Below are 26120 nucleotides of genomic sequence, written 5' to 3'. Positions count from 1 at the left end.
TGTGCTGCCACCACTTATCACTACCGCACTTTTTTCGATGCCATTCACCACGTCGTCACCGGATACCTTGTCCAGAGACAAGGTTGGCGTCAATGGCAGTCCGTGAGTGCTATCTTCAGCACCTTTGTTGCCATAAATATCTGTAAAGTCCGCAGCAACAACTAACGGTAGTGTTTGGTGATCTGCAACGGTAGCAGGAACCGTAACAGTGCCTTCCCATTCAATGGCCGCTAAAGATGGATCATTGTTCCAAGTGACTGCTGCTCCTCCTAATGTAGCGACAACACCTTTAACTGCTCTGTCGGCGCCGTTACCATCAAACTTGACTTTAACAGTGGCAACTGTGCCTTGATCTCCAAATGTTGGATCAAAGGTAACATTGGCAACTACTGGCTTAGTCCCCACTACCGGAATGTCTAAAGTCGAATCCGCAGCTCCAGGGATCGTGTTGAGGCTTTGATAGCTGTCACCTGACACTGTAATGGTTTCCGTTCCGTCTTTATCAACAGGAGACGTATACGTTGCTGTCCATTGTTGTGCACTTACCTCATCCCAGTCAGTGATCACTCCACAGCTATTACTGCTGTCTGCGAACTTACACTGCACATCTGTTTGATCAAAGTTCTGCACATCTTCCGAGAACTTGAAAGTTAACTTCGTAGTTTGATCACCACCAATTGGAGAATCGGCTGGATCATCCGCTCGGGTAATGGTTAGTGTTGGTACGTCGGCAGCTTTGATCTCCACATTTATTTCTGTATGTACTTCTTCTTGCTCAGCAAGATCTTGTGCTTTGATCTCTAACGTATAGTCATTAGCTGGTGGCACTACGAAGTTGAATTCAAACTCTCCCCCTGGGCGTGCAACAGTTTTAGAGGTAAACGTGTCTCCAGCCTTTTTCAGAACAGCTGCTATTTTGTTATCGTCTAAGTTTGGGTCCGTAATAGTGGCTTTTACCGTTACAGGGTAGTAGCCACCGTTGTCCGGAACCATTGTTGGTTGCTCAATAGAAACGCCATTAATTACAGGTTTGTTGTAATCAAATAAAGCTTTAAGGCCGCGGTCGGTAACATTTTTAGACCCAAACTTAAACTCAGGGATTTCACGACCAATACTGTCGGTCACAATCAATTTTAATTGATATTCGTATTCAGTAACGGGTTGTGAATTAGTATTAAAGACATTCTCCGCAATAGTACCCTGTTCATTGAAATCCCCTGATATTTCAACATTTAGAGCCGCATTATCTTTGTGCTCTAACAACAGTCGATAAGACTCCGCCCACACGCTTCCCTTTGTATTTCGTTCTGTTGTTAACCTGAAAGCTTGATCAGATTTAGTAAATAACACAAAGCCATTGGTTGTATCTGATGTCACGCCGTCAAAGTCAGCGGTGATCACAGGTCTTGTGATATCCACCGTAATCGGGGTTTGACTCTCTGCTTCATTGCCTACGTTATCTGATGCTCTAATGTCCACCGTGAAAGAATTCGCGCTTGACAGCCTCGACATAGGGATATCAATTTGATTATAAGGGCTGTTTCCAGGGCTCTCCCATTCGAATTTAATAGGTTCACCTAAGCCTGTTACAACATAAGTGATCTTAGCTAAACCACTGTCGTTATCATTAATAGAGAAAGTAGTTTTCAGATTATCGCCATCACGACTCAGCGTGTAGGTATCACCAATATCCGGCTCTTTGGCGTCCACATTCAAGGTTAAAGTTTCCTCTTGAGTGTTACGGTTATCCCAAATATCCATGGCGTTCAATGCAATTTTTACTGTACGTGTATTGTCAGGCAAATTAAGTGATGAGCTAAATGCCCAGCACTCTGTTCGAGAACCATCGCTTTGAGAGACAGCACTTGCTGGGTCTTCAAGACAAGAAGTACCGTTATTCACAAATTTTGGCTTATTATTGTCATCTGTGCTTTGGGTGTAATCTACACCGGCAACCGTTACCGTAATATCGTGAATACTTGAGTTTTGAGGCCAAGTAACTGTAAAGCCGAACTTAATTTCATCCCCTTTAATAAAGGAGCTATCAGGCTCTAAAATCTTCACTGGAATATCAGCTTTTGGCTTGTTTAGAGTAATAACTTCATTTTCTTGAGTGATTTGGTTACCTGCCTGATCCGTCACCCCTTCCAGCCTCAGCGTATTTGTTTGGGCGGTACGATCGATGAGATCATAATAATCCTCAGCAAAGTTGTAGATATCACCATTAGAGCTCTGTTTTTCAAATTTTTGCTGATTTTTATTAACCAATCTGAGCAATTTTTCATCTTTAATGTCGATTTTGGTTTCCTTATCAACAAGTTTAATTGCTAGCATAAGCTTTTTTGTACGGCTTCCATTGTCACCTTTTTCGTAGAAAACATTCTTTGGTGTAAGTAGGAAAGCATCCTTATTTTCAATAGTCGGCGGCGTTACATCGACTTTGTGAAGATGACGACGTTGCACAACTTCAGCGCCGTTATTTTCAATGGTCGTTCTTGTTACCAGCGCAGGACTTTGAAGAAGATTATGCGGAATATCCATGAACGAACAGGAATATGGGTCATCTTGCGGGTTTTCGATGGTCACTTTATAGCTGTTCTCAAGATCATCTGGCGGTACACCATCACCAGTAAAGCCATCTGCCAGCCAGCATTCCAGTCGGCTCATTCGTGCTGACACGTTTTCATTACTAACCTTGAACTCTACCTTCAAGTCTTTGCCTGATACGTGGTTTGGAAAATCTTCTGGTGTCAGCACATCCAAATAATAACCGTTTCTTTGAACATACAGAGTAAGAGGACGCGTTGTTGTTAAACCTAACGCTTCATTCTGACGTTTTGTATTATCAGATACACTGACGGAAACCGTGTAAGTGCCATCGGTTTGAATATATTCACTTCCTAAAATGGTATACCAAGTACCATCCTGATTATTAATGAAGTTTCTGATCTCAATCGGGGTATTACTGCCTTTTAATGTAATGGTGCCTTTGATTGAATTAGGATCAACGCCACTCACCTCATCAGACGCTTTCAGTACCAGCTTGATGTTATGTGGCAGTGTAACGGTGTTATTGTCTGACAACGGGGCACCATTTTCATATGATACGATTAACTCTGCATTCGGCTCCTTTACATCCACTTTAACGTCGAATATTTCAGTGTTCGGGTTATTTCGAACGTCTTTCGCGTACACTTCTATTTTAAAGTTCGAATCGCTGTGAGTTTCCAGCAGGTTGTTGTTATCTCCTTTCGGTGCCTGACCCGCATCATTTGGATCACGGCTATCAACATACGTCCAGTATCTCAAGCTCGATTTGTCCACCCCTTCACTTGGTGGCTTAGAAGAGTCTTCAACCAAATCACTGGCAATTAAAGTAAAATCATACCCTTTTTCGTAAAACGCATTTTTATCAAAACCATCTAGGCTTAGTGATGGTCCTTCTTTATCTAGCTTAACCGTCACGCTGTTACTTCTACCGACAAAGTCGTGCTCATCGGTGGCTTGAATGGCCAGTTCGGTATTGATGTTATCATCAACAAATTCAATTTTATCGGTATGTTCTTCTTTTAATAAAATAGTAAGATTTTCAGTATTTTCAGGGGCCGACATACTAAAAATATCGACAGGATCCGAATTTGGTTTAAGCCAAAGTACCTTAACCGACTCAACATCGGATTGATCGGTGATATTCGAGACATTTAAAGCAAAGCTTCTGCCAACTAGGCTTTTTCCACCTACAATGGTAGGAGTCTCGATCTTAGGACCTTTATTATCAACCTTAAATTTATATTGCCCTGCGCTCATTTGCTGTGGGTAAGCTGAATTAAGTACTTCAATATCAAATCGGTACTCCACATCTGCCTCTAGCTCACCGGAAATCAGCTGTACCTTGGTATTAACTTTATTATCAATCAAATAAGCTGGTGCGGCATCCGTATTACACTCATCCGTCAGCTCTTGGTGACAAACTTGATAAGTGCCTCGTGGCGTAACAATTTTAATTTTGACGTCATCAATGATGCTGTGTTTTCCGTTTGAAACCGCTGCACTGACCGGCCACAGATAATTTCCACCAAATACAGGAACCACTTCTGGGCTGGTAAATGGAGGTGCGCTCGAATCAACATTAATGTCAAATTTTTGAGCCTTAGAATCGCTTATGGAAATTTTATTACCCAGTATGTCTTCGGCTTCTACATAAAGCTTCCACTGACCATCGGCAAGTTCTTGATACGGATCTTCCATATCGCCACAAGTGGCCTTATTACATAAAATAAGCTCCGCAGTGCCGTTTACATCGCGAACAAAATCTTCTTTTGTTAACGCAACATCTTGTAGACCATTTTGTTTAAAAACAAGTTTACGCTTATCGGTATTTTCACCAACCACATCGGTGATCTTGAACGTTAAACGATGGCTACTATTTAGGTTTAAATAGGTCTCAGGTGGCAATTCCGCTGGTAGTGGTGGAAAATACTCATAGAAAGGAGGCTCATTATCCACTAGATAAGTCGTATAGTGTTTTTCTTTATCAAAGCCCCAGCTGTTACCATGTGCATCGGATGCACTAACCGCTAAATCCACACGCTGAATATTTTTATCTACATACTCTGCCGAGTAAAAATCGAAATCGTATTTTTTATGATATGCCGTAATATCTTGTGTTACTAAATCGGCAACTCGTCCTACTTGATCGCCATCTTTATCAATGGCATCAGACCAGAATAACTCCATGAGTGGCAGACGATCATCAAAGCCAGATGGATCGGTCACATCAACCTGAAAATGAATCAGATCACGAATAAAGTGATTTTTACCATCAAAATAATAATTGCTTCCTTCCACTAATGATGAAACATCTGGTGCTTTTTTATCGATTGATTCTCCTGGCTTATCAAACAGCTTGTCTTCACCTAGGGTTGGGTTCGCTTTTGAGATCAAATTAGCGTAAGCCATCGCAATAGAAGGCGAAACCGAAGAGAAGCGAGAATCTTCAGTTAAAAGTTCAAAATAATACTCAGCCAAATCTGAACGATAAGTTTCAGGAGACAGCTCATAAGTGTCTAAAATAATGCTGCCATTAGCACCAGTGCCGTTTGGTTTTCCATCGAAACTAAAGTCATCATAAAAGGCTTTTGCAAAATGCACACTGTTTAATAGCTCATGCTTTCCTGCCATTTTATTGATGGATTCAACCAAAAAGCGATGCTGGTATTTATTATCAGGCGGGGAAGGAATAGTACCTTTTAAATCATCATTTGTTGCATAAGCGGTTTCAACGGGATTAAAACCAAAAAACACATCCTGCGTTCCTTTAAATAATGCATTCACATCATCGAGTGTCGCTTTGAGCATGCTTGGCGTTTTTTCACCACCTTGTTGCTCTACATACCAATCAAAAAAGCCACTTTGGTACACAGACAGTTCAGTTAAGTAGATTTTTTTATCATCTTCCACATAAAAATAGCCCGCAATGGCCTGCTCTGGGCCAAGATCTACACTTGTACGACGCTCATTACTGTCTTCCCATTGGTAGTAATGGGTACCTTCAGTACTCGACAGCACAACTTTTAATACTTGACCAACGTACTGTGAGTTATAAGAACAACTGGCCACATCTTTGGCTAAAGTTTCTGGCTTGGTAGTCGATGCAGTTTGTTTCGTTGTGCAAGATTCTATCTGTTGCAAACGCCCAGCATGATCAAAGATATAGAAGGTGGCTTTTGCATCGATGAAGGGAGTCGTGACCGTGATGGCTGGTAAGTTGAACGAAGATTTAAAGCTCGTCTCGTAAGGCACTTCCGTCGGATTTCCGGACTCATCTTTCGTCCAGATAGTGAGCTTTTGAGTGTACTCTTCCGTGATGTCTCGATACTCTTCACCCAATATTTCTTTGGTAAAAGGAATGTAATAAACCACGTGGCTAGCACGCCCATCAGTAAAATTAACGGTTTCATGAGGTATGAATGAATCTATTGCATTGCTAGAAATAGTATTTGTGATAGAGGGATTGCTGCTCCCTTTTTCCGTCGCTTCGTATCGAACAAACAGGGTAAGTTTTTCAGCCGATGTACTGATCGCACTATTTATCGCATCACCATCTTTCACTGTGACACGAATATAAGGAATTAGGTTAGTATCTAAAACCGCAGGAGTGAAGTTCTTGAAGTCAATATGCTCATGTACGCCTTTCAAGCCATCTTTTGCGTACGCATAGTTCACGTTTAAATACTTATCAGCATCTAAATCGGAAAAAGACGAACTAATGTATCTTTCTGCACTTTCAGTGCCATCAATGGTAAAGCTCATGTTGTTCGGCGGAAAAGAGATAGATTGCTCAGGTGGCGTTGTATCTGAATCAACCTGATGGGTGGCTTTTGTCTCATTGCCATTGTTATCGATAGCGGTAACAGTGAACACCGTCACGCCTTTATTATCAATAAATACTTTGCTCAGGATTTCTTCACTAAATTCACAAGTTGTTGCGCTGCCACTTGGATCACTGATTAGATGACACTCAAGCTCCTTTGCTGCGCTAGAGGTATACTCTAATGTGTGTGATTTGATGCCTGTCTGAACATCTTTAATCGTCCCTTTTAGGGTATACACACTGCTGTTATTCGGGTTAAACGTCTTTGGAGATGCAATTGCATCAAAAGTAATGACTGGCGCTTCATTGTCCCATTCAAACACAATATTCTGCAGAGCAGTACCATTATCATTTCCTAGCGTGTCTTTTGTATAAACCGAGAGTCTTGCTTCTGTGGCAGAAAACTCACGATCCAGTAATAAGGTGTTCACGGAAACTGGGTACGAAATTTCCAGTTTACCCACATCGATTTCGCTATTTTGAGCGCTACAATATGAATTAACGTCGCCCGGTTTACATACTGCAACTTCCGTCCAATCTACCCCTTCTGCCTTATACTGTAGAGCAACGGACACTTCTGCAACACCAATGTAATCACTGACGGTCAGAGTAACGGTATCTGTCGCGGCAAGAACTTCGCTTCCTTGCCTTACAACTGTCGGCGCATTTTTGTCAATTGGTGGGATCTCTTCGCGAGGAGGGAATAATTCACTGTCACTTGCATTTAACTTATTGGCTTGCTCTTGATAATCAGATGCCGGCGTGCCCGTTTGATTGATATTTTTATCATTAACAACTCTAAGTATATGCTGCGATAAGTTATTAGTGTATACCGCTTCAGTCACTTTGGCTTTACCAAACGAGATCTCTTTTAGCGTATTATCAATGGTATCTAACTCGTGTCCATTTAATAAACCGTTCGCTTTAATGTCACGGTACTGAATGTCTGCCAAATTATAAGATGTATAATGCTTAACCGTTTCTTCATCGCTCGATGCAGACGGGTATAGTTGAGATTGCTCATACGCATAAGACGAATAAGCCATCAATAAAGCACCATATTCATGCCCTAGTGTCGCAACCGAGCTTTTACCGTCTATTTTTAAATCAATAGGCGCAATCCTGGTGACATCAAAACCATAAAGCGCATCGATTTCGGCGTATGAATCATCAATGGCGGATACCGGGTTCTTCCCTTTCCATTGAATGTGATATTCACTTAACCCCGCAGCCATGTTGCTCAGCGGTGTTAACATGAGTTTGCGATTTTCGCCTTCTTTATAGTTAACATAAGAAATCAATCGCAATGGGCCAACCGTACCCGCGGTTACTTTTTCGTTGGTATACGGATCATTATATGCGCCCCCTTCTGCCACCACATAAAGAGGCATAGGGCCAGAAATCACATTAATACTGTATGAGCCATCAGGCTTACTGTTGGTTGAACCAAGCAACTTACCGACTTTGCCATCCTTAAACTCGTACACTCTAACAAGCGCATTAGAAATAGCGGCATCAAATACGACCCCAGAAATCGTACCTTGTTTACGTTCGCTCGGAGCACTACTACCTCCTTCTCCACCGCTATTGCATGATGCAACGAACGATAAGAAGAAGAATACGAGAAATATTCGTTTAAATTTTTCGGTAAGCATAATCGCCAATACAGTATAAGAGACAGAGTTAACTGACGATTATATTTTTACACTTTCAAATCTCAACGATGCATAAAAAAGGCAGATACCTGCACATAGCCTACGAATACCTTCAGTAAACATTCATTTCGACGGGTTGTATGTTCTTTTTACTTTATTGGATAGAGATAATGAAATTTAGGGGAAGGTTTTGTCAGAAAATGAGTGATTTTTTGTCCATTTTCAGCAAAAAAATAGCAAAATATGTGACATTAATCACGTTAGATTTTTATATAAATTCTGCCAACAAAAAGAAAAACAATCACGAAAATCTATCGTATTTATTTCAGCATTTAAATGAAAAATAACAGTAAAGCACAGAAAATGTGAGTATATGCAAAGTGTAATTTATAATTTCACTACGCTCAACAGATCTCTCATAAATTATCTACGCTTTACTTATTAAGACTAGCGCTATAACAAAGAATATTTATTTTCTTTATATATCAGATCATTGTCTATCATGCATTCGTTCTAAGGCCGCAATACGCTTTAGCTGTTCTGTAGAAAAAAGATCCCCTTGTAATAAGAGAATCGCATTTTTCTTTCCTTCCTCCGATAATGTTGAATCCTCTAGAATGGTGCTTCGTATTGAGAAATACTCATCAAGTTGGGATTGAAAACGTGCTCGTTGTTGCTCTAAGGTCGCTAAGCGTTCACTGGCTTCCGCTCCCACCAGTGCCTCACGCTTTAATTGTTTCTCTTGCTCCGAAAGTTGGTCTGTTTGAGCTAATTTCGTCAGTAATTCTGCGTTTTCAAAACTTTCTTGTATATAAGCAGGCATATTAGACAATTCTTGCTCCCATTGATGTTCGAAGTCATCATTACTCGAACTATTTTGCGTTAATTGTAGCTTTACCAATGCTAATTGACGCAGTTGGTTTTCTTTTTCAAACAATAATAACTGCTGCTCGAAAGTGAAAAATTCAGCTTGAAGAGCTAAAATTTGATGATGTAACCCCTCAAGTGCCGTTAATGACAGCGAAGGCCCATCGGTATTTTCTAAGGCCATCATGGCTTTTTTATATAACACGTATTGGTCAAATAACGCTTTATCTACCGCAATACCATTCACCTCATGATCTTGTGAGCTGATCTGTTTTTCAATATCCAATAAGCTCACTTCCCCGACACCTGACATGAAATATTCCAGCAGTGCTTTTGGTGATTGCCTGTCGACTTCCGTGTCTTGTTGCGATTGTGCCACTTCTATTGATTTATCTTCTGTATCACTACTGTGATAGAAAAAGACCGCACTCATACTCCCCGAGGCGATGAAAAATAAAAAAATGAGTACGGACTTTTTCATGTAGCGCTCCTTATAAGCCTTGTAGTTTCAATCGGTTGGCATGTTGTCGATATAACGTCACCGGATCCGTTTCAAATAAATGGTGGATACCTAACATGCCATTTATTTCATCCAGATGATTCATTTTATAATCGTCTCGAATAACCTTGCCTAAATGAGTGCTGCATTGACCAACTAAACCATCGTTCGGCTCATCAAAAGCCAACCCCAATAGCACCATAGCACCGTCAATCGGATCGAGCAGATTGGTAAAGGTTGACGTTCCTGTCCATGAGTAATAGTGCACGCCATTTACTTGCCATTCACCGTCTCCGCAGGCCGTTGTCGGTACTGCTTCAGGATAATGGGTATTAAAATTGAGTGATCCCTCTGTGGTTAATGCATCAAGAGAGGCTAACACGTCTTGTTCAAGATCCATTCCACCAGAAAGTAAGCCAATCAATAAGGTTAGCCCCTCTGCTAGCTTCACCGCGATTGCTTCAGAAATCGAACCTTCCGGTACTGTACCACGCGCAAGATCAGCCACTGCCGAGCCCTTATTCACGCCGCCAATGCTTGTGACCGATGCCACCAACTGTGGAGCAACAGAGGCAACATACCTTGCGGTCGGGCCTCCATGACTATGACCAATGAGGTTCACTTTTTCTGCACCTGTCACAGCCAGTACATTTTCCACTTGTACCAGTAACTGCTCCCCTCTTAGCTCGGTGCTGTTCGCCGCCGACACTTGTGCCACATAGACTTTGGCACCACTTTGCGTTAGTGATTGAGGTATGCCATAAAAATAGTCAACACCGGCTAACGTATCGAAACCAAACAAGCCGTGAACAAGTACAATTGGGTACTTCGTTTGCGTATACCCTGTGCTATTTACGTTCGTTTGTGTGATATTTCCTGCCCATGACGACAATGACAGAAGCGAAAGAGCAATATAAATGAGTAATCTTTTCAATTTGTTACTTCCCTTGTAAGACCTCGGATGAGTTCAGGAAATATAGATATGAATAATGAACTTTGCGTAAGTGAAGATGTGAAAAATAGTTTATTGTGTGATCGAAGGTCGAAAAACAACAAGTTTTTCGACTATTTATCGTTCAAAAAAGTTACTCAAACAGACTTATTTGCACTCAAATTGAGTGCATTTAAACCAATCGGTAGAATGGGTACAATTATCGGTTTGAAATAGGGCTGTCTTTCACAGCCCTACTCAAAGGTTATTATTACTCCTCTAATTTAAATCGAAGGACTCTCAGCGGTGACAACATTCATGAATGCCTTTAACGCTTCAGCTTCATAATACGTGAGGTTGAGCGGCCTAATTTTTTCTGACAGTTGAGGATAATTTGGATCGTATTTATCCCAGCCAAAAGGGGCATTACTGGCCATTCCCTCTGAATACATGGAAATCACCCCGTCCATTGTTGAAACTAAGCCGTTATGGAACCAAGGGCCCGTATTCATGACATCACGCAAACTCGGGGTTTTAAACTTACCGACACTAGAAGGCTGTTTATCAAGATTGTACAAACCTAGATCTTGATAAAAACCTTTGTAATACGTTAACCCAACATTTTCAAACTCATGATTGGTTAACTCTGGCCCCATATGACAATTAGCACAACGACCATTACGACGGTATATATCTAAGCCCCACAGTTCTTGATCGGACAGTACACTGGTATCCCCCGATTCAGTCACTTGCTCTAAAAATAGATCTAAGCGGCTTGGTTTACTGACGATTGTGCGCTGGAATGTCGCCAGAGCCATTCCCACTTGAGACTCATTAATGGGTGATTCGCCAAAGGCTTCTTCAAATAAAGCCGGATACTCACTATGTTTATTTAAGCGAGAAACTAAATTAGGCAAAGTCTCCGCCATTTCTAAAGGATCTTGAATTGGCATTAATGATTGTTGCTCTAGCGTATTAGCTCGCCCATCCCAGAACAAACGGGGCAAAAAGGCACTATTTACGATAGTGGGGGCATTACGCTTTCCTCTTTGACGTGCATGACCAATCGATACTTCTAATCCATCCGCCCAACCTTTTGTCGGTTCATGACAGCTCGAACATGAGACATCATTCGCTTTTGATAAAAATGGATCAAAGAATAACTTTTTACCGAGATCAGCTTTCAGCTTTGAATAAGGATTATGGTTAGGAAAAACAGGCTTTTTCATTAACCCCAATTCTTGATAATTAGCCAAATCATCCACATACGGTTCAGGCCATTGATGAGGCTGAACACCATAATCACTTCTTAATTTATCAAAATTAGGCTGACCGTGGTTACCACGTGAGCGAGGATCTTCCTCTGCACGAGGCTCAAATTCAGTCGCGATCAACAATATTTTTGCTCGTTGATCTTTATCCGCATCTTCTTTATTCGTAACTATTTCACCAGACAATGAAGTGACATTGTAACCTAGAGACGTACTTACCCAATACAAACCTTGTTCAGGGGAATTAAAGGAAGTGGGATACAAAAAAGCATACTCTCCTCCTTGACTGGTTTGATTTCGCAGTAAATCCATTTCTTCTTTTGTAGGCACACGCCAGTCTTGACGACCACAATATTTTTGTTCATTCACACGCGATAAAAACGTATCTAAATGGCAAGTATCTTGAGTACATGAGCCCGCACCTTCTCCTGAGAGAGAAAAAGTATGGTTATTACTACTCATGTCGTTTTCACCTGGCGTTAACCAATAGACATAAGAAAAACGTTGATCACGTAGATATAAATTGTCTCTAACCAATGGCCTGATGTCATCTAAACAACGCCAAGGAGTGGTACTGAAGCTATCTTGTTGCTTTTCAAGTGAAATAGGCAAACCTGCCTCATTTAATCGAATAAAGCTCTTTTCTTCGCTTGGTGGAGTAACTTGCTCACTCGGTAAGCTTGGATCGCGATAGTCACCACTCACTAACATCACCGATTTCGGCTTACGCTTATTTTCGCTAATCACTTGCCCACGCTGAAGGCCGAAGCTATAAGAATCGGCGACATTATCCGCTTGATTAAGCGTATTTTCTGTCACCAACCAGTAAGATTCAAAACCAACATGAGGAAAGAAGAATGGATCGGCAGCAGCCTTATTTTGATCTAATGAAAAGTCAGCCTCACTGGTGATATTTTTCATTTCGTATGCGTAAGGTAAACGCCAGTCATTCCTGCCACACCATTGACGATCATTTGCATGCTTGATCAGATTTTCAGTGGTGCAAGATACTAAGGAATCATTACAGATCGCTTCAAAGCCAGGTAAAGTGGCCTCCCAATCCCCCCAAGCGTATGTGTGTTGCGCAGGCTTGATAGACGATAACCACATGATCCCATGATGAGTTTGGTTATCCTCAATACATTGCCACTCCCCTTCATTGGCACTATCTTGTAAACTTAGCTGTTTGAATCGTGGATCTGGTTCATTAACACGCAATAGCCAAGCAATACTAGTTACACCGTCACTAGTAACTAATTCCAATTTTACCGTAACCGAGCCAGTGACATCGTTGGGTGCAGTATAATGAAATAGATTATTTTCCACCTGCGCATTTCCTACAGATGGAGGCTCAACGATTCGAAGCTGCTGCCCTTCTTGCAAAGAGTACTTAAAAGTAAAAGTGCTTCCCTGAGTCAATTGCTCTTTCGGTGATAATTCAATCTCATTTCTTGGCTCCACCACTGAAGATGTTTCCTCCCCAGAGCCATTACAACCGCACAGCACTAATGACGCAGCCAAGCACGCTACACCTAATTTTATAACCTGATTCATAGCTTAATTTTCGATGTTGAGATCAAACGAACTCGGTAAAGTCGTTCCATGTTTTCGGCACTGCTATCGGCCCACTCAGACTGGAAAGCCACCGCCATACGCTCCGTTTCAGGAAACGTCTCAGATTTGGTGGATGTCCAATAATAACTATTGTCCTCGACAACAGTGTCATTAAACACTGAATTTACATAACCAGCACGGTAGCTAAGATCTTCCATGTCATAATAAAAGTCATCCACTAAAAGGGTTTTCAGCTCTTTTTCCGTCGGTAAGCGCCAGTCATTCCGGCCACATAAAGACTGGTCGTTGATCGTTTGCACGTATTGCTCAGCTTGTGAATAACTCATTAATGGTGTGTTCTTATCAATCCGTTGCCAAAAAATGCGTGTATTTTCCAACACGGAGCGATATAAGAGTTCATCAGTACAAGCCCAATCGGCTACTGTTTGGTCTTTGAGAGTCTGAGCGGAATTACCGAGCTTAACAAAACGCTGCTGCCAACGAGTATTTTCATCGCCCGATTTTACAATTTCTCTTTTTAGCTCCTTGCTATCGTCAGTTGCTACCGTATCGTCATGGGCATCATCTAACATCACAGGACCATGAACTAACATAGAGAACCAGGGTTCGTTAGTTGAGCGTGGTGGATTTTTCTCATTAGCAAAATCACTTCCCATCCAAGCAACATACGCATCGCCAACCGTCTCATTTGAGCCCTGCCAGTCTTCTTTGACTGCTGTATTGTCATGCCCTTCTGAATATTGAGTAAATGTGCCTGTCCAATAGGCTTCATCATAATTTGCATCAAGATAAGGGAAATAAAAACTATCAATAGGAGAAATACGCTGTTCATCACTTAACATTTTCAAGTTAAGTACGCTTTGCCATTCTTTTTTAGTCGGTAAGCGCCAGTCAGAAATACCACACAACTTAGAGGCATTGGCAGCCGCAATTAAGTTATCCGTATTGCAATCGGTGCCTAAACCACATACAGCCTGACCATAATCACGATGGTTGATCGTTCGATCTCCCCAGTAATAGGTGGAATCAAACGCATAATCGCCACTTGGCTGTAGAGTTTGCCATGTTAATTCGGTCTTATTATCGACGACACAGGACCAGTCTTGCTTTTTCAGCGGCAATACTTGCTCACTGTGCTCAAGGGGCTTACCGTCTTGGTCCACTTTAGAAAATCGAGTAACGATTTCACCGCTTTCTTTTGTGTATTGAGGCAAAGCGTGACCTAAAATCGTGTACTGAATATTTGCAACGTTATATTTTACTTCAAATTGATAGTCATGCTGAGATGCCACAAGCTCTGAAGATGTATTGTTAGCGGGCAAAGCATCAGAGTTCACTATTGACTGAAATACAATGTCACCTGTCTTCATGTCGATAGACACCGTACCGAAGTTGCTAGTTAAACCTGTCACTTCACTTGCATTACTGGCTGTAATTCCTGGCGCGGTAAAGCTCAGCTCGTTTTGACTTCTTAGTGTGATGTCGCTTTGCTTTAACGTCACTTCCTGGCTTGCTGGTGGCGTCGGCGCAGTCGGCACAGAGCTTGACTCATTATCACACCCAACTAGTGCTATTGCAGCATATAACACTACAAACTTATTATATTTCATCAATACATATCACATAATTATAAATGGTCGCGAATATTACAAACATGAAAATATAAATGCAAATCATTTTCAATACATAAACTATTGTATGGAAAATAGTGACATTTGAGGGATTAATGACAGAGCTTTAAACCGTATGTGACCAGTATATGATTTTGAAAAGGTATGGCTAAAATTTGTGCTTGTGGCTAACTAGCACTAAAAGAGCTACCGAAGGGTTAATTTTTAATAGAAGTATATCGCTTTTGGTGCTTTTAATTTCAACGACATCATCATTATGTTATTAAAATAGATTATAAAATCACTCCCAGTTATTTACTGTGATGTGGCTCTACCACTGGAGGTAAGTCAATTATAAAGGAGTAACCCTGACATTATCCGAAGAAAGGAAATACCACACTAGCTGTATTAAAAATCTGTTTTAATTAATAAAGAAATTTACATCGAAGATAAACCAATGGATTAATAATCAAAAGTAACAACTTCACCGCACTTTATGCCTTTTTCCTGAAACCCAATTAAGCTTTCTAAAACATTAAAATGAGAGACTAAAATTATTTTTTTATTTTCGGAATATTGTTCAAGAATGGCTTTCACTCTTGCTGATAATTCATTCACACTCTCATAAGGCTTATCACGCATAGGCTTCCTCTCCTTCAGCAAAGCACGATACTCTCCCCATCGTCGATCTCTTTCCATTAATGAAATATAACCTCCTGTACGATCGGCTTTCCACTCTCTCAAGTCATGCTCAACAAACAGATCTAACTGCAATCTTCGATTGATAATTTCAGCCGTTTGCAAAGCGCGAGTATAGGGAGAGGACAACATAAGATCGGCATTATCAAAAATGGCGCTCTGCGATTGGGTCATTATCTGAGCAATTCCAGCTCGCTCTAATGGCGCATAATCTTTTTCGAGCTGACACATTTTCCGCTCATCGGATAATTGATAATCAGGCGTACCGTGGCGAACAAAAACAATTTCCATATCGAATTTAACTCACTGAAAAAGTAGAATAATAAGGATATTTCCTCTCAATACAACAAAGGCTTACCAATAAACTGGATCTTTACGAGTAAAGTCAATTATTTAGGTAAGCCTCTTTCTACTTTAATCAAATCCATACAGGGCTGTGGACATTGAGATAACTAACCATCATAAGAGCATTTAAGGTTACTTTCCCAGCAAATCCCTCCTTTACTTTCACACCTTTCTAACGTCTTTCCTTTTGCTTCTGCTTCAGTACGCCCTGTACCATAAACCCCGCCCGCGTTAAGATCTTTTAAATAACATCCCCACGCATCGCCATTTATTCTTTTGCCATCATTCCTGTTATTTGACAATCTAATAACTAACTTTTCTAATCGAGCAATGTCTTTTCTTAATTCTCGTACTTCTTGCTTTAGCTCCTGCATGGCATAAGTGTCACACGTATCATGTGCATTCGCGTTACTAAAAGAAAAAAGAGCCAACATGCTCGGTATTACATATTTCATTTTCACAATTCATCATACCTATAAAAAAGGAACACCGTAAACCTACAAATAAACAGTGTACAAAATTAATATGGTTTTATACCTAAAACACTTCATTAAATCCATAATTAATTTAAATCATTTATGAAGCATTGTACCTTAATAGTATGTTTTGATTATTATGAGTTCATATTAAATCAATAAGAAAATCGAAATAACCATTTTAATTTCATATGGATAATAAAATTCCAACCAAATAAATGAGAATAGTTGAATTCTTGACTTAATCTGATTGCACTGTTCTGTCACTGTGTTTATGCTCTTTTTATGTTTTCAGCCTCAGAGAAATAAGAAATATCATGGATAATTTGCATGCATACCCTATTGGCACACCTGGTAACAAATGGGGAAACGAAGAGAAAAAAGCTTGGCTTGCACAAACTGCAGTGAAACGTTCGTACCGAGATGAAGTTGTCAGCAAGCTCCAAACGCTACAACAACCATTTGAACTTATACAATACAACGCACTTTCATATGATGAAGACAAGTACCCTCTCTATGCACTAAAAAGTACTGATTGGAACCATGATAAACCCACAGTTCTCATTACTGGTGGTGTACACGGCTATGAAACCAGCGGTGTACATGGTGCCATTGAATTTGTGCGAACCGAGGCCGAAAAATACCTCAATCACTTTAATATCATCGTCGCACCGTGTGTGAGCCCATGGGGCTACGAAACCATCAACCGATGGAACCCAAATGCAATTGATCCTAACCGCTCATTTTACGCCAACAGTCCTGCGCAAGAATCCAGCTCATTAATGGCCTTTATCGCTGGCCTTAATACCCCTATTTTGGCGCATATTGATCTCCATGAAACCACAGATACGGATAATTCAGAGTTCAGACCAGCACTTGCAGCACGCGATGGAGTTGAATTTATTGATGATGGCATTCCAGATGGTTTTTATACGGTTGGTGATACAGAAAACCCAATGCCTGAGTTTCAAAAAGCCATTATCGATTCAGTGAGAAAAGTCACTCACATCGCTCCAGCGGATAAAGAAGGAAAAATCATTGGTGCCATTGTAACGCAAGAAGGGGTGATCAATTACCCGAAAAAAGCACTGGGTTTATGTGGCGGATTTACAGGCGCAACCTATGTCACTACCACTGAGGTTTACCCTGACAGCCCTAAGGCCTCACCAGAAGAGTGTAACAGAGCTCAAGTCGCTGCGGTTGTGGGTGCTCTTGACTACATATTAAAAAATACCTAGAAACTCTGCCATCGATTGAGGTGGCAGTCTCCCCTTTACCAACCTTCTTGTGATCTCACTTTCCTCTCCCACCAGCCAAGAAGAAAACGCACTAGACCAAGTGACCTGTTAACGTTAAAAATAAAAAAGAAAAGCCGCCTGCCATTAATGATCCTACCAGCAAGATCAATGTATGACGCCAATTTTGGATCGGGTCATTTACACCGTGGATCATCAAATAAACCATCATAAAAGCAGAAATCATCAGCACTAAATACAAAGGAGAGTGAGTAAGATGCTCAACACTTAAGCCCAGCAGCATAATAAATAGCACGGAATAGCCAAGTGCTACGCCTCTCACAAGGGACAAAGTTTTAATCTCAACGCCTATAATTGTCATGATGCCACCTCTAGTCTATTCGCTTATTAGAAAGTTAGACTACCAGACATCAACCTTGAAAATAACACTTAATGATCACAATAAACAAACAAGCCCTAACAAAATAACATCATAAGTATCACAACAAGAAAGAAACACAGCTTAAGTAAGCCAGGTAGATAATTTTCTTCGAAGCTCCTGCTTTTTCACTGGTTTCGTTAAGTGATCATCCATCAACTCTTTAATTGCTTCTATTTCATGCTCATCCGCACCACCTGACAAAGCAATCACCGGCACATCAGGAGACAAGGCTTTAATCTGCTTGGTTGCTTCAAAGCCATCCATAACCGGCATTTGAATGTCCATAAATATCAGATCAATCATTTGTTGCTTAACAATATCTACTGCCTCACGTCCATTCTCTGCCTGTACAATATCGAGATTATCTTTTGCTAGATAGCTTAACGCCAATAAACGCTGCACTTTTCTATCATCCACAACTAAAACACGTTTTTTGTTGCGTGTCGTATTCAATATGATGTTATCCACCGCCTCTTCTGTACTTTCTGCCATGCCTTCAGGTTGACCAATAATAGGCTGTGTTACACGAGGAAAACTTAAATGAAATTCAGTAAATTCACCTAATTTAGAACAACAAGAGATTTGCCCTTTGAATGAATTCATGACACGTGAGCAATACGCTAAGCCCAGACCACTACCACCATGCTTTTGATAAGTAAAAAATTCATCAAAAATATTTAATAAGACATGTGGCTCAATGCCTGGTCCGGTATCTCTAAAAATTAAACGGTTTTCTGACTCACCTCGTACTAATTTTAAAGCGATCCGGCTTTCCGGACACTGCTGAAAATAGTGAATCGCATTTCTTAATAAATTGAATAATACAAAGCTGTATAGCGCTTCATTAATATGGACAATAAAGTCGTCTTTATCATCAAACTCGATCCGATTTTTGATCTCATTCGATTCATAGCCATAATCGTCCAGTGCTTTTTGGGTTACATGGGCAATAGACACTGATTTGAACAATTTTTCGTTGATGGAAGCGCCTTTACTTTCGGTCAGAATAATATCAATCAACTGTGCCCCACGATGCACGGCATGTTTACCCTGCATCAGCTCTTCATGTAATCGTTCTAGGTTGTGATGAATATCATTTTCATACGTCACAAATGATTCAATTCGTTCAAAATGGTATTGAATTTGAGCCAAAGGGTTCCTCATTTCATGGGCAATAGAGTTCGCCAACGCTTGCGATTGCAAAATTTTCTTTTCGCTATCGATATACACTTGCACTTGATTAAGTACAATTTGTAATGCGGTGATTTCTTCATTTGAGAACAAGGACCCATCTTTCTTATGAGACGCAATCAACAAATGAGAAACAATGGAATCACTATCAAACAAAGGCAGAACTAAAGCCGTCTTATTTTCAGACATTTTTTGCTGTACAGCATGTAACTGCGGATCAGATTCCAAATACGAATAATGTAACTTATAGTCTAATTCATCTTTCACTAACGCAGAGCTGCTCTTGGTTAAATGAGGAATAAAAATACTGTAGCTTGCATTCTGACGCACTAAAAACAGCTCATTTGAACGAATATTTAATAGATCAGCCAACTTCTGAGTTGCATTTTTACTCGAAAGCTTAAACTCCTCAATCAAGCCATAAATATTATCGACTGGATTTGATTTTTCGCCATAAAAGACACAGTTACTAATAACCTTCATTTTTTCTAGCGTCCAATGCCAAGTCACTCCAGTTAAAACAAGTAGGGCAACTAACAGCGCGATAAAATACGAGGAATCTTGAAACCCTAGTAGTACAGATAATAAACCGATGTAAATCGAGCTATTCATCATGTAAGTTAATGAGGTGCAACTTAAGTATTTCCAACTATAAAATCGAGTATGCAACAACGCATATCCCATTAAGGCCGCCTCTGTGATAGACAGTACTGGGGGTAACCAAACATACGAAAAATCTTGCCATAAATACGTGATTAAGAGGTGAACCACCGCTGTGGATGACATAAAAATCACAATACCTGCAACCATATAATTGGATTTTTGTTTTTTTACCGCTAAAGCACTTCGCCTCAAACTCCAAAAGTTTTTAAACGTTAAAAAGACTAAAGCAACGATACTCAGGAAAAACCCATTATTAAATTCACCAAAGTGAATCACAAACTCACTCGGATTATAAATATCTACGCCTGTTACCGTTAAACCAGGGATTAAGTTAACCAGTAAAGCATAAGTATTGAGAGCGATTAATAATACTCTTTGCCAAATTTTTAACCGATTGTTAGGTAGTGCTGAGGCTAACCGACATGAAAAACGATAAGCACAAGAAAAAGCAAAAAACGAGGCTAAATTAGCAACCAAAGACATCACAATGGCGCCCGATTCCCCAAAATAAACCAATAAGCCCGATTGGAAATAGGCGTTACTCAATATCCAACCCATAATGCATATGGAGTATAAGACGTACGGGAAATCGATGCTTTGCAACACATTGATTCCTTCCCTTTTTAAAGAACGAAGAAAATAAATCAGCCATGCTAAAACGGCAAAAAATATTGCTAATAAAAGTATCGCTTTCGGATAAGCAATAAAATCACAAAGCTGGCTAAACAACCGTTTTCTCCTTTAACCTTCTTCTCTGTTTTATAATTTTTGTATTGTAATCTCGAAAAGTATGCTGTTCGAATTGTTGGCTTAATAAATCAGGCAACCAAAAACCTTTAAAAGTCACAAGGCCATTTTTATTAATGTCTTGATAACTACTATGCATGTACGCGGCCGAATGCAATGATTGATAAAAATGCAACATAGCTGGAAGTTCTATGATAGTAAAAGCCAGTGAATAGCCTTGTTTCACCAGCTCTCTCATTAACATCTTCTGCCCTAGATACAAATGATACATACGCTGCTTCTGAGTCCCGCTGACAGTAAGTCGCAGTACTTCACATACCGCTTCCGTACGTAATAACTGACGGCTCAGGCTACTCTCAAAATCCACCACACTTTTAGTGTTTAAAACCAAGTTTTCAACAAAAACATCTGCCCTGCCTAACACATTATGGGCGTGCTCAGGCAAACACAGTTGCCATTTTGAATGTTGAAAGAAAGCATCAAAACTCAGCCATCGGTGACGTCGGTCCCAACCTTGTATTAAAGCGGTCGATATTAAATATGGGTAAGCACATTCGTTGGGTTGATGATACAAAATAAAATGTTTACCACGCGTGGATAAATCTAAGCAGAATAACATCTCATACCAATGTTGCTCTTTCACGAATACTTCTAAATTAATGAGGACGATTGCATCTTGTAAACACAGCAAAATATCTGAATGATGCGTCATAAAAACGCGTTGGTCTGCTCTAATTTCATCAACCACCTCCGACATATACGCACTCTCATTCTTTACACACGTAAGCGCTGTTATCGGTGAGCTATGCCTTTTTTTCGAGAGATAATATTTACTAACAATAGTGAATCGCTCATATTCTGCCCAAAGCATCAAAATGTTGCCAAAATATACTTCAGCAAGCTTTTCGATATAACCAAACTCCGCTGGCTTCCCACTTAACTCAGAGGTAACTAACACCTGCTTGGCTTCATTGCAGGTAAATATCTGATGTAGATTTCCAGGATCGGTTGGCAACTCCTGTATAATTTGTTGTTTCCTTAGAAAAACAATTTCTGAAAAAAGGTCACTATTTCCGCTTGAAGTAATATAGTCAGATATGACTTGTAATATGTAGTCTCGATGTTGAGCAGTTGTTACCTCTTCCCGTGAGGCTTGTTTCAATATATATATAAATTTCGACAAATAGCTCAAAATAATATCCCTTACATCTATTAATTACATTAAATTGACCTAATGACACTAATATTTACTCAAACTAAGTCGAGTTAAATATGCGTGGTCAATTTTCATACAACATAAATGACGAGTTAATAGCAAAGTTATTTACTAACCTTATCTCATATGAAAATGGACCATATCAGAAAGAAAAATTTATATCTATTAATTATTTAAACAATAATAACAATCCATAAATAATAACTATACTATCAATAACAATATTAACTTTATCAATTAAATTCTTATATCGATAATATTATTGATGCTGGTTAAACCAAGTACTTAAAAACGCTAGTAATATTGAGTTTTATTTATCGAGAGCCCCTATACAAAAAATATTACTGCCTAAATAGCAAGGTCATTTCTTTCATAAAGCCACCTAATTAAACACATTTGGACCGCTTTTTTATCAAAAACTTATCATTAGACGATAACAAAAATACAGAAGATATAGCTATGAACAAACGAATTCACACCGCTTACCAAGGTGAACAGTATGGCATTGCTTTTTTTAATCATTTTTTGAAGCTGTATAAAAACGAGCACAAGCCGACTTTATGGCAAACGCTGATAAAAGTAGAAACCCTTACTGCGCAGTTACTTGAAGAACACTTAATCAGAAACCAGCTCCTCTTCAAATCACATGATCCTGAGATGGAGCGTAAAGGGCAGAATGAGGCAGAACAATGGCTCACTCTACCTTGGGACAAGTTAACAATCACCTTAGCTAACTGGGTAGAGCCCTACGAGAAAAAATATCGAGCTTGGGTAGATGAAGCATCAGCACATAAAGACATTTTTCGCCTGATTGCGGATCATGAAACAGCCATTTATCACTGTTGGCAACGAGAAAGAAAAGGAGTTAATGGCTTACTGCCTCTTGAGCACTTTTTAGAACGATACTCAGAAAAGAAATAGGGTGAGAAATTTTGGTATAAGGCTGGCCGAACAAGAGAGTTTGATCGACCAGCTTTAATGGTGTTATTTGGTTAAACGTAAATCAATACGGTTCCATTCATGCACAGCTGAAGGTTCTTCAAGTTGAGGTAAACACGAACTATTTGAGGTTACATAACAGCCACCAAATGTTGTTGGTACATACGATCGCTCTGAACTGCGGTAAGCGACAAATGGTTTTACCGCTTCCCACTCACCCGACGTTAAATGACTGTCATCAACAATGGTATAAGTTAAGAATCGCTGAGTTCTTGACCCAGAGGGTGAGCATACAGCAGCCCCCTCCATACTAATTGCTTGTGCAGTGCCGTTAGTCACTGTGTCGAGAGTGTATTCGCTGCTGCATCCATCAAACCGCTGGACATACACCATCACGGGTCTATTGTTCAAATACGTATCCGGTTCGCCTACAGGTTTCATTTTTACAAAAAGGTTAACGCCGGGACCAAACTTGTTTAGCTGCTCATCACTCGCTTTAACGACATTAACACCAGAAAAATGTACGCTTGTTTCTCTCAAATCTTTAAAACTATAGTCATTCAGACGACTAGAAAAAACCGTACCAGTAGGCGCAAGACTAACGTCACGGTGTGAGACGTTTTCTTTTGGCGCATGTACCTTAATAATTTGACGGGTTGAAGCTAACGGCTGATAGTTACTGTCTCCACTTTCACTAATAATAATTGCAAAGCTTGTTACGTCACTCGTGTAATCTAGCAGTGTTAGCTCACCAGTATTAGGGTCGATCTCCACAATACCTTTTGCCAATCCAGGCTCTACCGCAAATACCCGCTTACCAATCGGTGGTTGAGATAGCTGTAATGTGTATTTTTTCAACGGTGAAAAAGAAAGATCCACAGCAGTAGTATTTATACCAGGATGAGCTGCTGGCGTAACAGTGCCCTTAATAGTTAGCTCTTTCGGATGGTAATTACGCGACAATGCAGTCACTTTCACACTGTATTCGCCACCTGATTGAATTTCAACTTCACCCGTTTTGCTATTTCGCAATCTCACTGGTGACATTCCGTTTGAAATCACTTCAAAATTCAAATCCATATCGTCGGTTTTATGCGTAAAGCTCGGTGCTATACCACCACCGACCTGATATTCTGTCGTCGGGTAGGAGGCAGATAAACGTGAATCTGTCGGCGAAACATTCACGTTGAATGATACCGTCTCACTTTCGTATTGATCACTTCCTTGATCCGTCACGTTGATTCGGGTAGTCCCTGCGTTAAGCACCTTCATCACCCCACCTTTAGGGTTTACCTCCACCACATCTGTTAATGAGCCAGGTGCAATTTCAAAACGCAGTTCTCCTCGTGCTCCTGTGATTTGAGGGCTCGCTACATACGACACTCCATCACTGTATGTGCCTGACACATCACCTGACACTTTTAAAGAAACACCCGCTTTGTTCACAGTAACAGGCAATACCACCGGCTCTGATTGTGAATAACGATTACTTTGTGCACTATAAAAAGTCAGATCGGCGCTGCCCGATTTTAAAAGAGACAGGCAGCCACTACTGGCTTCATATCGTACAACACCAGAATTCGAATTACCCTGTAACACAAGCTGCCCCTTATTACCGCTGATATAGTTAGAAACATCAATGCAGCCTTGCTGAGTGTACTCGGTTGTTAAACCTTTAACCGATAAAGCTGGGTGCACGGCTCGTGAAATTTCCAGTACCACAGAAACAGGCTCTGAAGTCAGATAATGATCGCCACCAGAATCTCGAATAGTCAGCGTTGCTTGCCCTGCTTCTGAAACTGAGAGTGTTTGATCAGAAACCGACACCAACGCTGAATCACTGACAATATTCAATGTGCCGTGCTGCCCTTCAATGGTTAAAGGCACAGTTAAGCCATCAGAATACACACGTTTAATTACAAGGTTATTTTTCAGCCCAGGGTGAGGCGCTTTTGTCACGGTATAATGGAAAGTGGTACTGGACTCAGGGTAATTACTGTTTTTGTTATCCGTAACTTTGATCTCAGCTTGTCCAACTCCGACTATTTTTGGATAACCTGAAACAGAATCAATCTGAATCACATCATTTCCAGATAAAACTTCAAACGTCGGCGCTGACATATTGTTAGTCACATGAGGAATAATCACTTTATCAGCACTGTAGCTAAAGGTCTGATTTTCGCTGCTGATCGGTTGACGATCCCCCGGTAAAATCACGACATCAAAAAAAGCGGTTTGCACCTGCTGGTTAAAGTTTTCACCATACATAGCAGTCACTTCAATCTTTGTTGTACCAGTTTTGTTTACCTTCATCTGGCCGCTGTTTTGATCGATGGAAATGATATCCGTCGCGCTGTTGGATGCAATCTTATATTGGTAGCTCGTGCCATCCTTACCACTTAACTGAGCTGGGGTAAGAAGTACGCCTTCCGAATAAGGTATGCTCAAATTGGAATAAGAAAGAGTACTTGGGTCGACAGCCCTAATCTGCACTTCGACTTGAATGGTATTTGATTCGTATTTTCCATTGCCAAGATCTTCAATAATGACCGTGGCGGTTCCGACTGATAATGGCGTTAGCTTACCGCTGCTTGCCTCAATGGACAGTAAGCGAGAACTCGCTTCAGCCACTCGATAGCTAACCTGGCCTTTATTGCCTCGCGCCTTAACAAAGAAGTCATCGTCGCTATTAACAGGAATTTCTAATGATTGTGCCCATAATCCGGTATTTACCCCTTTTTCCACGGTAACAGTAAAAGAAGTGCTTGAATCATCATAAACCGTGCTGATATCACTCACATTGATTTTTACAGAGCCAGGACGAAGAACCAACATGGAGCCTGATTTAGAGTCCACCACAACCACATCTGTTGGAGATCCATCAGCAAGTTGATAACTCACTTCCCCCATCGCATAGTCAATCCGCGGCTGAATTCGCCTTGACTCATAATAAGTTTCCGAAATGTCTTCCGCTGTTAACGGATGACGTTGCATTTTTATGGATTTTGGGCTTTCTATAGCAGCACCATCAGAGCCATTACACCCAGAAAGCATAACGGAAGCGCCAACAAGAATGGCCAAACAACTTTTTTTAAACATGAACAGCAAGCTCTTTTGTACAATAAAAATCACCGTAATTTGATACGGTGTATAATAGTTTTGGTCGGATTCTATAAATACTTTACAAAATATTCAACGGCGTTTTTTATTGGACTCATATTATGATTAATTTCTATATTCCTTCATGATTTTTCATATTTCACCCTTTTAAATTCGCTCAAAAAACAAACAACCCTTCTCTTTGCCGACTCTAAAAACGCAGACAAAGTTATCAATTACAAAGCCGATTTTAATAACACTTCAATAAATAAGTGCCTAATACATTA

The 26120-nt window shown here is 40.3% G+C and carries 13 protein-coding genes; 2 read left to right on the top strand and 11 right to left on the bottom strand.

Annotated elements, in window-relative coordinates:
* From MHO82_RS14690 to MHO82_RS14660, 7 genes are all read right to left on the bottom strand, one after another.
* Positions 1-8028, bottom strand: an 8028-nt coding sequence (locus tag MHO82_RS14690; RefSeq protein WP_239184721.1) for an Ig-like domain-containing protein, incomplete at its 3' end; no start/stop codon positions are given.
* Positions 8029-8518: 490 nt separating this feature from the next.
* Entirely contained in the window at positions 8519-9376 is an 858-nt protein-coding gene (locus tag MHO82_RS14685) for a lipase secretion chaperone (protein ID WP_239184720.1), read from the bottom strand.
* Positions 9377-9386: 10 nt separating this feature from the next.
* Positions 9387-10328: a triacylglycerol lipase gene (locus tag MHO82_RS14680; RefSeq protein ID WP_239184719.1), complete on the bottom strand. Its 942-nt coding sequence runs from the start codon at positions 10326-10328 to the stop codon at positions 9387-9389.
* A 281-nt stretch (positions 10329-10609) separates the two neighbouring features.
* On the bottom strand, positions 10610-13150 hold the full coding sequence (locus tag MHO82_RS14675; RefSeq protein ID WP_239184718.1) for a cytochrome c peroxidase: 2541 nt from the start codon (positions 13148-13150) through the stop codon (positions 10610-10612).
* The gene (locus tag MHO82_RS14670; RefSeq protein WP_239184717.1) at positions 13147-14781 is read right to left on the bottom strand and encodes a DUF1566 domain-containing protein; all 1635 of its coding nucleotides are present in this window, start codon (positions 14779-14781) and stop codon (positions 13147-13149) included. The genes MHO82_RS14675 and MHO82_RS14670 overlap by 4 nt, the downstream gene beginning before the upstream one ends.
* A 462-nt stretch (positions 14782-15243) precedes the next feature.
* Entirely contained in the window at positions 15244-15771 is a 528-nt protein-coding gene (locus MHO82_RS14665; protein WP_239184716.1) for a histidine phosphatase family protein, read from the bottom strand.
* A gap of 161 nt (positions 15772-15932) precedes the next feature.
* Positions 15933-16280, bottom strand: a complete 348-nt coding sequence (locus MHO82_RS14660; protein ID WP_239184715.1) for a hypothetical protein — start codon at positions 16278-16280, stop codon at positions 15933-15935.
* 338 nt (positions 16281-16618) lie between these two features.
* Between MHO82_RS14660 and MHO82_RS14655 the strand changes: the two genes are divergently transcribed.
* Positions 16619-17539 (top strand): M14 family metallocarboxypeptidase, encoded by a 921-nt coding sequence (locus MHO82_RS14655; RefSeq protein ID WP_239184714.1) that lies wholly within the window; start codon positions 16619-16621, stop codon positions 17537-17539.
* Positions 17540-17630: 91 nt separating this feature from the next.
* On the opposite strand, the gene MHO82_RS14650 is transcribed toward MHO82_RS14655, so the two are convergent.
* From MHO82_RS14650 to MHO82_RS14640, 3 genes are all read right to left on the bottom strand, one after another.
* Positions 17631-17918: a hypothetical protein gene (locus tag MHO82_RS14650; RefSeq protein WP_239184713.1), complete on the bottom strand. Its 288-nt coding sequence runs from the start codon at positions 17916-17918 to the stop codon at positions 17631-17633.
* A 141-nt stretch (positions 17919-18059) separates the two neighbouring features.
* Positions 18060-20438: a hybrid sensor histidine kinase/response regulator gene (locus MHO82_RS14645; RefSeq protein WP_239184712.1), complete on the bottom strand. Its 2379-nt coding sequence runs from the start codon at positions 20436-20438 to the stop codon at positions 18060-18062.
* 115 nt (positions 20439-20553) lie between these two features.
* The gene (locus MHO82_RS14640; protein ID WP_239184711.1) at positions 20554-21771 is read right to left on the bottom strand and encodes an acyl-homoserine-lactone synthase; all 1218 of its coding nucleotides are present in this window, start codon (positions 21769-21771) and stop codon (positions 20554-20556) included.
* Between the two features lie 483 nt (positions 21772-22254).
* On the opposite strand from MHO82_RS14640, the gene MHO82_RS14635 reads away from it, so the two are divergent.
* Positions 22255-22716 (top strand): hypothetical protein, encoded by a 462-nt coding sequence (locus MHO82_RS14635; RefSeq protein ID WP_239184710.1) that lies wholly within the window; start codon positions 22255-22257, stop codon positions 22714-22716.
* Positions 22717-22779: 63 nt separating this feature from the next.
* Here the strand turns inward: MHO82_RS14635 and MHO82_RS14630 are convergent, their stop codons facing one another.
* The gene (locus MHO82_RS14630) at positions 22780-25833 is read right to left on the bottom strand and encodes a hypothetical protein (protein ID WP_239184709.1); all 3054 of its coding nucleotides are present in this window, start codon (positions 25831-25833) and stop codon (positions 22780-22782) included.
* Between the last annotated feature and the right edge of the window lie 287 nt (positions 25834-26120).

It is taken from the genome of Vibrio sp. Of7-15, assembly GCF_022347565.1.
Taxonomy (GTDB): domain Bacteria; phylum Pseudomonadota; class Gammaproteobacteria; order Enterobacterales; family Vibrionaceae; genus NORP241.
The sequence above is the reverse complement of the archived record's forward strand: the minus strand, read 5'-3'. Positions and strand labels throughout refer to the sequence as shown.

Coding starts and splice junctions, on each gene's coding strand:
- MHO82_RS14675 (WP_239184718.1), bottom strand. CDS start 13,150: ATGAATCAGGTTATAAAATTAGGTGTAGCGTGCTTGGCTGCGTCATTA.
- MHO82_RS14685 (WP_239184720.1), bottom strand. CDS start 9,376: ATGAAAAAGTCCGTACTCATTTTTTTATTTTTCATCGCCTCGGGGAGT.
- MHO82_RS14670 (WP_239184717.1), bottom strand. CDS start 14,781: ATGAAATATAATAAGTTTGTAGTGTTATATGCTGCAATAGCACTAGTT.
- MHO82_RS14635 (WP_239184710.1), top strand. CDS start 22,255: ATGAACAAACGAATTCACACCGCTTACCAAGGTGAACAGTATGGCATT.
- MHO82_RS14660 (WP_239184715.1), bottom strand. CDS start 16,280: ATGAAATATGTAATACCGAGCATGTTGGCTCTTTTTTCTTTTAGTAAC.
- MHO82_RS14630 (WP_239184709.1), bottom strand. CDS start 25,833: ATGTTTAAAAAAAGTTGTTTGGCCATTCTTGTTGGCGCTTCCGTTATG.
- MHO82_RS14665 (WP_239184716.1), bottom strand. CDS start 15,771: ATGGAAATTGTTTTTGTTCGCCACGGTACGCCTGATTATCAATTATCC.
- MHO82_RS14650 (WP_239184713.1), bottom strand. CDS start 17,918: ATGACAATTATAGGCGTTGAGATTAAAACTTTGTCCCTTGTGAGAGGC.
- MHO82_RS14655 (WP_239184714.1), top strand. CDS start 16,619: ATGGATAATTTGCATGCATACCCTATTGGCACACCTGGTAACAAATGG.